The 13047-nt window shown below is 48.1% G+C and carries 11 protein-coding genes; 6 read left to right on the top strand and 5 right to left on the bottom strand.

Annotation, left to right across the window (positions count from 1 at the left end):
* Positions 1-138: 138 nt before the first annotated feature.
* The 3 genes from QUB30_RS02275 to QUB30_RS02265 all read right to left on the bottom strand — a co-directional run bounded on the left by QUB30_RS02275 (position 139) and on the right by QUB30_RS02265 (position 4349).
* On the bottom strand, positions 139-2007 hold the full coding sequence (locus QUB30_RS02275; RefSeq protein WP_333328433.1) for a ribonuclease J: 1869 nt from the start codon (positions 2005-2007) through the stop codon (positions 139-141).
* Between the two features lie 267 nt (positions 2008-2274).
* Positions 2275-3198 carry a 4-hydroxy-tetrahydrodipicolinate synthase gene (gene dapA, locus QUB30_RS02270; protein WP_333328430.1) on the bottom strand — a complete coding sequence of 308 codons (924 nt, stop codon included), beginning with the start codon at positions 3196-3198 and terminating at the stop codon, positions 2275-2277.
* Positions 3199-3305: 107 nt separating this feature from the next.
* Positions 3306-4349 (bottom strand): aspartate-semialdehyde dehydrogenase, encoded by a 1044-nt coding sequence (locus tag QUB30_RS02265; protein WP_333328427.1) that lies wholly within the window; start codon positions 4347-4349, stop codon positions 3306-3308.
* 118 nt (positions 4350-4467) lie between these two features.
* Here QUB30_RS02265 and QUB30_RS02260 point away from each other — a divergent pair, with 118 nt between their 5' ends.
* From QUB30_RS02260 to QUB30_RS02240, 5 genes are all read left to right on the top strand, one after another.
* Complete coding sequence (locus QUB30_RS02260) at positions 4468-4644, top strand: hypothetical protein (protein ID WP_333328424.1); 177 nt, start codon at positions 4468-4470, stop codon at positions 4642-4644.
* Between the two features lie 289 nt (positions 4645-4933).
* Complete coding sequence (gene tig / locus QUB30_RS02255; protein WP_333328422.1) at positions 4934-6349, top strand: trigger factor; 1416 nt, start codon at positions 4934-4936, stop codon at positions 6347-6349.
* Between the two features lie 347 nt (positions 6350-6696).
* Entirely contained in the window at positions 6697-7386 is a 690-nt protein-coding gene (clpP, locus tag QUB30_RS02250; RefSeq protein WP_333045253.1) for an ATP-dependent Clp endopeptidase proteolytic subunit ClpP, read from the top strand.
* Positions 7387-7395: 9 nt separating this feature from the next.
* Positions 7396-8739 carry an ATP-dependent protease ATP-binding subunit ClpX gene (gene clpX / locus QUB30_RS02245; protein WP_333328418.1) on the top strand — a complete coding sequence of 448 codons (1344 nt, stop codon included), beginning with the start codon at positions 7396-7398 and terminating at the stop codon, positions 8737-8739.
* 26 nt (positions 8740-8765) lie between these two features.
* Complete coding sequence (locus QUB30_RS02240) at positions 8766-9524, top strand: GNAT family N-acetyltransferase (RefSeq protein ID WP_333328415.1); 759 nt, start codon at positions 8766-8768, stop codon at positions 9522-9524.
* Between the two features lie 2 nt (positions 9525-9526).
* Here QUB30_RS02240 and QUB30_RS02235 read toward each other — a convergent pair whose 3' ends face one another.
* Both QUB30_RS02235 and QUB30_RS02230 read right to left on the bottom strand, forming a co-directional pair.
* The gene (locus tag QUB30_RS02235) at positions 9527-11587 is read right to left on the bottom strand and encodes a DNA polymerase III subunit gamma/tau (RefSeq protein WP_333328412.1); all 2061 of its coding nucleotides are present in this window, start codon (positions 11585-11587) and stop codon (positions 9527-9529) included.
* The gene (locus tag QUB30_RS02230; protein WP_333328409.1) at positions 11584-11724 is read right to left on the bottom strand and encodes a hypothetical protein; all 141 of its coding nucleotides are present in this window, start codon (positions 11722-11724) and stop codon (positions 11584-11586) included. Before QUB30_RS02230 ends, QUB30_RS02235 begins: the two co-directional genes overlap by 4 nt.
* A 401-nt stretch (positions 11725-12125) precedes the next feature.
* Here QUB30_RS02230 and QUB30_RS02225 point away from each other — a divergent pair, with 401 nt between their 5' ends.
* The gene (locus QUB30_RS02225) at positions 12126-13037 is read left to right on the top strand and encodes a hypothetical protein (RefSeq protein WP_333328407.1); all 912 of its coding nucleotides are present in this window, start codon (positions 12126-12128) and stop codon (positions 13035-13037) included.
* The last annotated feature ends 10 nt before the right edge of the window (positions 13038-13047 follow it).

Raw genomic sequence — 13047 nt, 5'->3', positions numbered from 1 at the left:
AATCAAAGTTTTAATTCCTCTGATTTTTTTGTGCTACCGCAGATGAGGGCAGATAAACACAGATGAACGCAGATAATGATTTAATTTAATCTATCTGCGTTTATCTACGTTTATCTGCGGTAGCAAATCACGATCGAACTAGGAGGCTACGGAAGCTTCTTTTGCAGCAGCAGTCCGGGGACGGCGGCGGCCTGTTACTTTATTCACAGGGGCTGGTACTGGCGATGGTACTGATGATGCTAGTTTAGGCGCTTCAATGGAAAGCTGAGATGTTTGAACAGTTTCCGATCGCACTGCTTCTTCAGGAATTTGCATCAGGAATACCAGCAGCGGATTGCTTTGCAGTTCGCGGCGCATTACCCGCTGAATTGCTTTTTCTATTTGGGTTTGCACTCCTACCCAGTCAATGTCAACTTGCGAGTCAGCAGTGGCGGGTTTGACAAATTCTGACCAGCGATCGCTCAAAACTGTTTCAATGGTTTGAGTGATTAATTTGATCACCTCCGCGCGATCGGCTGATGTCACTACACCTTTCAAGTGGACTTCTGGTTTGGCAACTAATTTGCCTTCCCAATTCAAAGCCGCCGCTACAGTTACAACGCCATCTCCGGCCAACTGCTGACGTTCCTTGAGGACGCTCGCTTTGACAACGCCCGATCGAGAAGAATCTACTAATTCAATTCCTGAAGGCACTTGACCAGCGACTCGCATTGAATTTTCTGTCAACTCTACGACATCGCCGTTGTCAATAATCACCATATTGCTAGCGGGAATGCCCATGCTTTGAGCCGTCTTGGAGTGCTGGATCAGCATCCGGTGTTCCCCGTGCACTGGCAAGAAGAACTTGGGACGAGTCATGTTAATCATTAACTTTTGGTCTTCTTGACAGCCGTGGCCGGAAACGTGAATGCCTTTGTCGCGGCCGTAAACCACGTGTGCTCCCAGCATCATCAGTTTATCGATCGTATTTACCACTGCGATCGTATTTCCGGGAATCGGATTAGCTGAGAAAATAACTGTATCGCCTTTTCTGATTTTCAGTTCGTGATGTTCGCCGTTAGCAATGCGAGTCATCGCCGCCATCGGTTCGCCTTGGGAACCCGTCGTCAAAATTAAAACCTTGTCTTCAGCCAAATTGCGGATTTCTTTCAGCGGTTTGAAAATACTATCTTCGCATTTGATGTAGCCGAGATTGCGGCAGTGAGCGATGACGTTAAGCATCGACCGGCCAACCACTCCGACATAGCGATTGTTTTTCTTAGCCAAGTCCAAAACAATTTGCAATCGGTGTACCGACGAAGCAAAAGTTGTCAGCATCACCCGTCCCGGTGCTTGAGCGATAATTCTGTCTAAATTCGGAGCAACAGAACGTTCCGAAGCGGTAAAACCGGGAACTTCCGAGTTAGTAGAATCGCTGATCAAGCACAGCACGCCTTTCTCGCCGTATTCCGCCAGCTTTTGCAAATCAAAATGCTCGCCGTCTACAGGAGTGTGGTCAATTTTAAAGTCTCCGGTGTGGATCAAAATTCCCACGGGAGTGTGAATTGCCACCGTAAAACTGTCGGCCATCGAGTGAGTGTTCCGAATGTATTCGACTAAGAAATTTTTGCCAATTCTTACTGTATCCCTGGGTCTAACCGTTCTCAATTCAGTGCGGTGAGACACTCCGGCTTCTTCTAGTTTTCCGGCTAGCAAAGCCATCGCCAAACGCGGGCCGTATATGACCGGAATTTCAAATTGTTTGAGGTGATAAGGGATACCGCCTATGTGGTCTTCGTGACCGTGAGTCACGATCATACCTTTAATTTTGTGGCTGTTTTCCCGCAGGTAAGTCATGTCTGGGAGGACAATATTTACCCCGTGCATTCCATCTGTCGGGAACGCTAAACCGGCATCTAAAAGAATGATTTCGTCGCCGTACTCGAACACACAAGTGTTTTTACCGATTTCGTGCAGCCCGCCGAGGGGAATTACTTTTAGAGCAGATGCAGTTGTATTTTTGATCATGCGTATCCTTTGTTAGTTATTTTTGTTATTGGTCTGTGGTCTGTGGTCTGTCGTCTTTCGTCTTTTGTCTACTGTTCGTTGGTAGGGCGATATTTTTCCAAATATTTATGGAAAACTCCCTGGCGGGTTTTACTATCCCGTACAGTCAGTTGTCTTTGGCCTTCATTCTTCTATCTTCAGTCTTTAATCCTTGACTGTTAGCTACTTACTAACACTTAATTACTAATGACTGATGACTCAGAACTAATGACTGATAACAACCAATATTCAGTTGTCTGAAAACTCGTTCTCGCTCGTCTTGCTAGCTGATACTGCTGCTAGCTGACTCAGTACGTCCTTTAACTTTTGAGTTACCTCAACGGGCGGATCGCACAGGGGCGGACGGGTGGAGCCTACATCCCAGCCTTGAAGTTTAAGAGCTGCCTTGACGGGAATCGGATTTGTGGTGAGAAAAAGAGCTTTAAACAGGTCAAAAAGTTGCAAGTGAATCTGGGTAGCGACTTGAACTTGACCTGCCTCGAAAGCTTCGATCATCTGTTGCAGTTGTTCTCCTACCAGATGGCTGGCTACGCTAACTACACCAGATCCTCCTACCGCCAACATTGGCAAAGTTAGGGAATCATCTCCAGAATAAATGGCAAATTCAGGGGATGTCAAGCACCGAATTTGACTTGCTTGATCCAAGTTGCCACTTGCTTCTTTTACGGCCACAATGTTGGGGATTTCGGCCAATCGAGCCACCGTCTCCGGCAACATATTTTGACCAGTGCGACCGGGGATGTTATATAACATTATAGGGAATTCTGGAGCAGATTGCGCGATCGCCCGAAAATGATTGTACAAACCTTCTTGCGGCGGCTTGTTGTAATAAGGAACCACCTGCAAACAGCCGTCTAACCCGAGTTTAGCTGCTTTTTGGGTAGCTACTACGGCTTCTGAAGTAGAATTCGATCCGGCTCCTGCGATTACCAACGCCTTACCGACCACCGCCTTTTGTACCACCTGAAATAATTCGTACTCTTCATCCCAGGTCATAGTGGGAGACTCGCCAGTAGTGCCGCACACTACCAAGCTATCTGTACCGCGATCTGCTAAATGAACTGCCAATTGTTCTGCTACCGCATAGTTAACGCTGCCGTCTTCCTTAAACGGCGTAATCATTGCAGTCAGAACCCGTCCAAACTTTACCACACTTTCTCCGATTTTAGACTGTTGATTTTTGATTTTAAATTTTTGATTTCAGATGAAAGGTTTATCCAAAATCCCCAATTTCAATTTCCAAATTGCGAGAATTTCCGTTAATTAGAAGCCGCCGCCACTGGGGGTCGCAACAAATCTTTTTGGGCCAGCAACTCAGCTATCTGCACAGCATTTAAAGCCGCCCCTTTGCGGATTTGATCGCCAGACAGCCACATCTCCAACCCGCAGGGGTGAGAAATATCTTGGCGAATCCTGCCAACTAACACCTCATCCTTACCGCTGGCTTCTGCAGGCATCGGGAAATAATTAGCTTGCCAGTCTTCTACCAGCTTAACCCCGCTTGCCTGCTTTAAGATTTCCCTGGCCTCGATCGCGCTAAAAGGCTCTGCAAATTCTAGATTAATCGCTTCGGAATGGGCGCGCAGTACGGGAACCCGCACACAAGTTGCCGTAATTTTAATGTCGTCCGTACCAAATATCTTCCGAGTTTCGTTTACCATTTTCATCTCTTCTTCACAGTACCCCAAATCGTTAATCGGGGTGTTGTGGGGAAACAAATTAAATGCTAAGGGGTAGGGAAATATATCTGTTTTGGGCGTTTCCCCCTGCAAAATTGCTCTTGCTTGAGCTTTCATTTCCTCCATTGCCCTTGCGCCCGCCCCGCTGGCTGACTGGTAAGTCGCTACAACGATGCGCTGTATCGGCCTAACTTTGTGAAGTGGCCACACAGCAACTGCCATCAAAATAGTCGTGCAGTTGGGATTAGCAATTATACCTCGGTGAGCTGCGGCGGCTTGGGGATTGACTTCAGGAACCACTAGCGGTACAGAAGCATCCATGCGGAAAGCACTAGAATTGTCAATGACCACTGCTCCGGCTGCCACCGCTTGCGGAGCCCATAACTTAGAAGTCGAGCCGCCGGCAGAGGCGAGTACCAGATCTACATTATCAAACGATCGCGCCGAAACTGCTTCGACCGGCAGCATCTCACCGCCAAAAGGCAAAGTTGTGCCTGCTGAACGTTCCGAAGCCAGCAGCTTCAAGTTAGAAATCGGAAAACTCCGGCTGTGCAATAGTTCTAGCAACTCGGCACCGACAGCGCCCGTAGCTCCTAAAATGGCAACTCGATAGGATTGAGACAAATTACTTTCCTCCACACATTAGACTCTAAACGATCGAAATCAAAAATTTAAATAACTGCAATTCTCAATATCAAACTTAATTAATGTTATGCGAGATCGGGAGCATGAGAGGATGGCAATGGTGCAGTTAACTGAAACGGGCGATCGGACTTCTCGATCGATCCGTGCGATCGTACCCAGTGCCAGTTTAGCATCTTTTGCCGTTAGCGAAGCTCTCGAAGACGATCGCCCGCGCCCAATCCGCATCCGGTTAAGTTTTGCGATATATCTGCTTTTTCGCAGGCGCATCCATTGATTTTGACTGGTCGCAGAGGCCGGCAAGATTGACATCACAGGGCGATATGTGCTATGGTGCATCGGCAATTAGTGGACTTAACCTCCACATTCCTAGCAGCAAAAGCTAGTATCCTCAAACCAAAACTATTTGGCAAGAGCCAAAAAAGTAGCCGGCAATGACTTACAGTCTCATCCGGTAAAGGTGTTGTAGTTGTGCAGTTACGACTCAAAACGTACAAAATTAAAATGCAGGCAAAGTCAGATTTGTATGTATTTTATTACACTATTGTTAAATATCAAAAAAGCCGATGAAAGTAACCCAGGAAAAACTTCCAGCTAGCCAAATTGGTCTGGAAATCGAAGTACCGTCAGAAAAGTCAAAACAAGCTTACGAGCAAGTAATTAAACAGTTTGCTCGCGAGGTTAATATTCCTGGGTTCCGCAAAGGCAAAGTTCCCCGTCAAGTTTTGCTACAGCGCCTAGGCCAGACTCGTTTGAAGGCGACGGCTTTGGAAAATTTGATTAATGATTCCCTGCAAAAAGCCCTCGAACAAGAAAAAATTGCTGCAATTGGCAGTTTTGAACTTCGCACCGAGTTTGAAGAATTACTAGCTAAGTTCGATCCAGAACAGCCTCTGATTTTTTCGGCTAAGGTTGACGTACAACCAGAAGTGAAAATGGGTCAGTACACAGGTTTGCAGCTTCAAGCAGAAGAAGCTAAGTATGATGAGGCTCAGGTGGATGAGGTACTGGCAAAATATCGATCGGACAAAGCTACTTTAATCCCCGTAGAAGGCAGACCGGCTCAGTTGGGAGACACGGCTTTGGTTGATTTTTCTGGTAGATTTGCGGAAGCACCAGAAGGCGAAACTCCCGCAGAAATTCCCGGCGGTCAAGCAGAAGATTTTCAAGTAGAATTATCGGAAAATCAGTTTGTACCGGGCTTTATCCAAGGCATGATCGGGATGAATCCAGGAGAAACTAGAGAAGTTTCCGTGCAGTTCCCTGATGAGTATAGCAGTGAAGAACTAGCAGGAAAACCGGCAGTATTTACGATTACTCTCAAAGAACTTAAGGAAAAAGAATTGCCGGAGTTGGACGACGACTTCGCCCAAGAAGTCAGCGAGTTTGAAACTTTAGCAGAACTGCGCGAGTCACTGGAAACTCGGTTTAAAGCAGACCAAGAAAACAAGACATCAGCTAATAAGGAAAAAGCTATATCAGCAGCACTCGCGCAGCTAATAGAAGTGGAAATTCCCGAAACAATGCTCGATCGCGAAATCGATTATTTGTTGAATCAACAAGCCGTCCAATTGAAAAATTACGGCATAGATATCAACCAACTGTTTACCGAAGAAAATATGGGCCCGATGCGCGAACGCTCGCGCCCGGAAGCAGTCGAGCGCCTCAAGCAGAATTTAGCTCTGGCAGAAGTAGCCAAGCTGGAATCCTTATCTGTGGAACCAGCAGAAGTAGCAGCAGAAGTAGCAAAAATCAGAAAGCAGTTTCCCAAAGGAGATTTTGACCCCCAAAGGTTGCAGGAATTTGTAGCAGAAGACTTGCTCAAACAAAAAACCTTGAAATGGTTGGAAGAAAAAGGGACAATCGAACTCCTACCTGAAGGCTCTCTGACTCCTGCAGCAGAAGAATCAGAAGAATCGGACGCTGAAGATTCAGCAGAAGCAGCCACGAGCGTTGAAGTGGAAGTCGTAGGCGAAGAATAGAACTTAATGTGTTCAAATGCCCTAATTGGGGGCATGAAATCAACCGTGATTTTAACGGCGCACCTGATCTTTAACTACAAGCTCTGGGTGCGCCTGAGCCTTACTAAAAGCTCGGGGTGCCCACTAGAAGCAGCGATGATTTACAAGTGAGTATTTTAACTCATTCACCCCGCGAGCCTTGCGAGTCACTCCAGCGTTGCGCCCAGCGCAGAAAGCAATTTCAGAACTCAAAACTCCCCATTCCCCCGATATCCGTTCAGAAGAGGCATAATAGTTAAAAGCTGGCGGCTTAATTTAAAGCTTTCATCAGCAGCAGCAAATTGTCTAGAATCCTTGACTGGTGTCTTATGGTTGTATCTCAATCTTCCAATTACCTAATTACAAGCTATAACGATTTTGATGTCAGTTCCAGCCCCAGCAATGTAGTGCCGATGGTACTAGAACAGTCGGGGATGGGCGAGCGGGCTTTTGACATTTACTCGCGCTTGCTGCGGGAACGAATTGTGTTTTTAGGAACTCCCGTAACCGACGAAGTTGCTGACTCGATAGTGGCTCAGCTATTGTATCTGGATGCCGAAGACCCAGAAAAAGATGTCCAAATGTACATAAATTCCCCCGGCGGCTCGGTGACGGCCGGCATGGCAATTTATGACACAATGCAGCAAATCCGCCCGGATGTGGTAACGATTTGTTACGGTTTGGCAGCGAGTATGGGCGCATTTCTGCTGACAGCAGGAGCCCACGGTAAGCGGATGTCGCTTCCGAGTTCCCGGATTATGATCCACCAGCCGCTTGGAGGCGCTCAAGGTCAAGCAGTTGATATTGAGATTCAAGCCAAAGAAATCCTTTATCATAAGCGTAAGCTGAATCAACTGCTAGCGCACCACACGGGTCAACCGATCGACAAATTAGAGGCTGATACAGAGCGCGACTTTTTTATGTCAGCCGAGGAAGCCAAAAATTACGGTTTGGTCGATCGAGTTATCGAAAAGGAAAACCTTCCGACGGCGGGAGAGAATGTCACTGCACTGAATTAAGAGGCTGTTATGTCTAAGTACGACTCCCATCTAAAATGTTCGTTTTGTGGCAAGTCTCAAGAGCAAGTGCGCAAGCTGATCGCAGGCCCAGGGGTGTATATCTGCGACGAATGCGTTGACTTGTGCAATGAAATTTTAGATGAGGAGTTGTTTGATTCGAGTGCAGTGCCCCCAGCGGCGGTGGCTCCGAAGCAGGAAACGACGCAAAAGCGCCGCGCTACCTCGGGCAAAAGTATGTCGATGAGCCAAATTCCGAAGCCGAGGGAAATTAAAAATTACCTCGACGAAAACGCGATCGGGCAAAATGAGGCGAAAAAGGTGCTCTCGGTGGCTGTTTACAACCACTACAAGCGCCTGAGCTTTATCCATGCCAAAAATAGCGGCAAGCACCCACCGGAAGAAGTAGAACTACAAAAATCGAATATTTTGTTAATCGGGCCGACGGGCTGCGGAAAAACTCTGCTGGCTCAGACTTTGGCGGATATGCTAGACGTGCCGTTTGCGGTGGCTGACGCGACGACGCTGACGGAAGCGGGCTATGTCGGGGAAGATGTGGAAAATATTTTGCTGCGGCTGCTGCAAGTGGCAGATATGGACGTGGAAGAGGCGCAGCGCGGAATTATTTATATTGATGAAATTGACAAAATAGCCCGCAAAAGCGAAAATCCTTCGATTACGCGGGATGTGTCGGGTGAAGGCGTGCAGCAGGCGCTGCTGAAAATGCTGGAGGGGACGATCGCGAACGTACCTCCCCAAGGCGGCCGCAAGCATCCCTACCAAGACTGCATCCAAATTGATACCAGCAATATCATGTTTATTTGCGGCGGCGCTTTTGTCGGTCTAGAAAAAGTGATAGAGCAGAGAACGGGTAAAAAGTCAATGGGTTTTATTCAGCCCGGAGAAGCTCAGCCGAAGGAAAAGCGGGCCGCCGACGTGCTCAAGCAACTGGAACCGGATGATTTGGTGAAGTTTGGGATGATTCCTGAGTTTATCGGGCGGGTGCCGGTGGCGGCGGTGTTGGAACCGCTGGATGAGGAAACGCTGATGGCGATTTTGACGGAGCCCCGAAATGCTTTGGTTAAGCAGTATCAAAAGCTGCTGAAGATGGATAACGTGCAGTTGGACTTTAAGCCAGAGGCGATTCGGGCGATCGCCCAGGAAGCATACCGCCGCAAAACAGGAGCGCGGGCGCTGCGGGGAATTGTCGAAGAATTGATGTTGGATGTGATGTACGAGTTGCCGTCGCGCAAGGATGTTGCCCGGTGTACGATTACTAAGGAAATGGTCGAGAAGCGATCGACGGCTGAGTTGTTGGTACTTCCGTCTTCGCTGCCCAAGCCAGAGTCAGCTTAAAAGCACGGTTTTCAGCACAGCCACTTATGGAATCTCGCATTCAATCATACCTGCGCTTTGCCGCGAGCCAGCAGCGTGACAGCGAGCAGATCGGGCCGTTCCTCGCTACCTTCAGCCGCCACAGCGCCAACCCTTATCTCAACTATGCGATTCCCGACGACGGCGCCGCACCCTCCCTCGCCGATGTCAAGGCCCTAATCGCTGCGTACTCTGTGCGCGGGCGAAAGCCGCGTTTGGAGTATGTCGCGAAACTAGCCCCTGCTGTCGAAGAAACCCTGATATCCGCCGGTTTCACCGTTGAGGGACGCTTGCCGCTGATGACTTGCACTCCAGGTTCCGAGAAATTGCTTCCCCTCCCCCCGGACATCGAACTGATTGTGCCAGTTTCCGAGGCCGAGATCCTCGGTACAGCCTCGGCGCAACACGAGGCTTTCACAGAGGCTGCACCAAGCGCTGAAGACGTTGACAGTCTTCGGAAAACTCTGGCGGCAGGTGGCATCGCGGTACTCGCTCGCGTAGCAGCAACGGGCGAACCTGCGGGGGCTGGAATGTTTACTGTGCCGGCAAATGAGACGACAGAAATCGCGGGTATCGGCGTGCGCGTCCCTTTTCGCCGGCGGGGCATAGCAGGGGCTTTGACGGCCCGGCTGGTGCGAGAAGCTTTCGAGGCGGGTGTTGCGGTGGCGTTTCTGATGCCGGGACACGAGGAGGGATTCCGAGTTTACACCCGCGCTGGATTTTGTGCCACCGGCGAAATTTTGCACATTTCGCTGCCGCAAGCATAGATTTACCAATCTATAAAATCATCCTCACCTAACTCAGAAGATAACTCGGAAAAATCCGGTTCAGATTCCAATCTAAAAGTTTCCGACTCCCAAATCTCCAAGTCATCCGACAAATCGACTACTTCCCCGTCAAACATATCAGCCAATTGCCTAGCGGTATTCGCGACATATTGAGCGTCATCGCGCACCGCTATAGCCTGAGCGTTAAAGTCATTTTGAGAGTCTGTAGAACCGTTTGTGGGCGATCGCGATTCGGAAATTGCCGGCACATTAACGGCGGTATTTTCAGGCGCTGGCGGGTGTTTTTGTTCTTCTCCACCATTCCCCAAAAAATCATCTGTAATCTCAGCATCCGCCGACTTCTGCACCTGTTGGCCCGCATCACTCACAGGGTGAGAATTCCTGGGATTTTCGCCAACACGTCCGTTAGAAGCAGGCAAATCCTTGGCGCGGGAACTATTAGTTTCAGCGGGATTTGTCAATCCCACTTTTACGGTTACTCGACGGTTGAAAATTTGCAAAAAAGCTTCTTCAATATTAGCTACTTTGTCTTTAACCATATTGAGCAACGGCTGCGAACTAATCTTAACATGAGCAGTATTATTGCTAAAAATTACTAGCTGTCCATGTTGGCGAAGCAGCGATTGAGTGCCGTGCGGCCGCACGCGGTCAAGTACCTGTTCCCACACTCGATTTAAATCGATTTCATCGGCTGAATTAGTCGGTGAATAATTTGTTTGAGTCGTTTCAGGAGTTGGTACAGGTGCGGGAATCGCTGCAGCAGGTGTGCTTTCTGTTCGATTAGCCACAGGCGGCGACTGAGGTGGAGGGTTTTGCGAATTGGGAACTGAAGATTGTTCAATATTAGAAGTCTGGCTCCCCCCCTTAGCAAGGGGGGGTTGGGGGGGGTGATTTTGTGGTGGTTGAGCAACATTTTTCGCTGGTTCGGCTGTTGTTTGCTGCTGAGTTCTAATTGCTGAAGGCAACAATCCCAAAAGCGTTACTTCCAGCCACAAACGCGGCTGAGTAGTGTTTTTAATTTGCACTTCGTGGGTTTGCAAATGTTTCTGACCTGCCAAAATCAACTCCGCATCCCAATGGCGGGCAAAATTCCCCAGTTTTTCCCAAGTTGCTGATGTTAAAGCTACTAAATCTGACCGTTTTGGTGCAGCTTTGGCGATTAGCAAATCTCGGTAAAAGCTGGCGAGACTTTGCAGCACAATTAGCGGTTCCCGGCCGCGATCCATGAGATGGCGGGTCATGTCTATTAATGCTGTAGCGTTATCTGTATCAATAGCTTGCAGCAAATCCATTAAGTCATTTTCAGGGACTGCACCGACTAGATCCCAAACTTTTTCGACTGTTATTTGACCAGGAAATAAGCTCAGTTGGTCTAGCAAACTTTCGGCATCTCGCAGACCTCCTTGGGCCATTTGAGCGACCATTTGTACTGCATCGCTGGCAATATTGATATTTTCTAATTGGGCAATTTTGTGCAAATGAGCAATCATTGCTTCGAGGGGGATGCGGCGAAAGTCGAACTTTTGGCAACGAGAAATAATAGTTGGTAATACTCTTTGTGGGTCGGTTGTTGCGAGAACGAATACAACGCGATCGGGCGGTTCTTCTAAGGTTTTTAATAAGGCATTAAATGCCTGGGTACTGAGCATATGAACTTCGTCTATTACATATACTTTATAGCGGCACTGTACGGGGGAAAATTGAGCTCGTTCGATCAAATCCCGAATGTTATCTACTCCCGTGTTGCTGGCGGCGTCAATTTCGATGACATCTAGTGTGGAACCTCGGGCAATTTCTTGGCAAACGTTGCATTTGCCACAGGGTGTCGGGGTGGGGGCAACCGTAGAAATACAGTTGAGGGATTTGGCGAAAATTCTGGCACTGGAGGTTTTACCGGTGCCTCTGGGGCCTGTGAATAGATATGCTGGTGCTATGCGCTCTTGTAGGATGGCGCTGGTGAGGGTTTGGGCGATCGCCTCTTGACCGACTAATTCGGCAAATGTCTGAGGGCGATATTTGTGGTGCAGGGGTTCGTAGGTCACGATCGAATATTGGTGGTATTAGCTGTAATCTTAGCTAAGGAGACGTTGTTCGATCGCACCACAGCTCGACTTTCACACCAAGCCGCCCGGTGGGCTGGCACGGCTGGAGCGATCGAACAGCAGCCACGAGCACCCACTCAAGGTCCGCCCATGGATCGTCCCAGCGATCGGCTGTTCTCCTCGATCTTTTCCGCTGCTCGAGCCCAGAGTTACTATTAATTTATGTGTATTTCTTTTTATTTTGCTAGAAACGGAGACCGCCGAACAAACATTTTTTTTAGCTTTATTGGTATAATATATTACAGACAATTCACCATTTCTTATTGCCAGTGCCAGACCGCCATTTTCCGATATTTCGGGAACCTGGTTGCAGTTAAAGATAAAGTATTAATTAGAGGGTGCGTGTTCCAGTTGCAGAAATCCAGTTGTACCAAGATGATGGTGGAATGATGTCAATATAGGTTGATCGAGTTGCACTACCAGCTATGCTCTGGAGTCCTGTATAAATATAGCGTCAAATTTTACCCTTTAAAAGCCCATGTCAACCCAAATAATCCTTGTAGAACCAAGGTTGGCAGTAGCCTCTCCCAAACCTAAACAGGCTAAACCCGGAGATCCGTCCTCAGACCAACTCTTCATGGGAGCGTCGGGATTACTGTTGTTATTGCTTATCGGTTTAGCGGTGTTTACCAAGATCAAACTCGACGATTTGAGCAAAAAGCTTAAATTTGAGGAGTTTAGAAATCGAGAGCTCCAGAAAAAATACAAAATGGCTCTGGAAACCATGTCAAAGATGGAAAAGAATCCCGACCTTATCCACTCCCGAGACTTTAATTTAGACTACCTAAGAATGCGGATGGCGGAAGAAGTATTTCACTTTGCCATTGTGAATCAAATTAAAGTAAAAGTCAAAGACAAAATTAGTATTGCCCTACGTCCGACGCAGGGTGCGGTGGGAGATAAAAACGGGTCGGCTGGCAGCGGCAGGCAAGTGGATTCGATGTTTGATATCGAATACGAAACTGGCGATCCGGCTGTAAAAATAGAAAAACGAGTGCTGTTTAGGATTCAAATTAAGCTGATGAAACTGCCGACTCAGGCAACATCGGCGACAATTAATCAAATTATTGACTGTTTGGAAACTTATCTGAGTCCTTCAGACGACCACGACAGTTGGCAGCCGACAATTCAAGGTCGCATCGTTCACATTGAATGGGATCAAAAAGCCAAGCCGACGCCGATGTTGGTGTTGGAACAATCGAATGAAGGGGTGAATGTTACCTTTAGAACTACGAGAACGCCTGCCGGTAGACCTACAAATGCCAATGATAGCCAATTGGTAGGAGCTAAGGGTCAAAAAAGTGGCAAAAGTAGTTCTAAAACTCCAGCCAAAGGTGCCACAAAAAGTCCTGCCAAGGTAGGAGGAAAGCGTCCCGGTTCTCGGAAATAAGTTGAGGTGG

This window comes from Microcoleus sp. BROC3 (genome assembly GCF_036702515.1).
GTDB lineage: Bacteria > Cyanobacteriota > Cyanobacteriia > Cyanobacteriales > Microcoleaceae > Microcoleus.
Note: the sequence above shows the minus strand (reverse complement) of the source record. Positions and strands in the feature narration are given on the sequence as shown.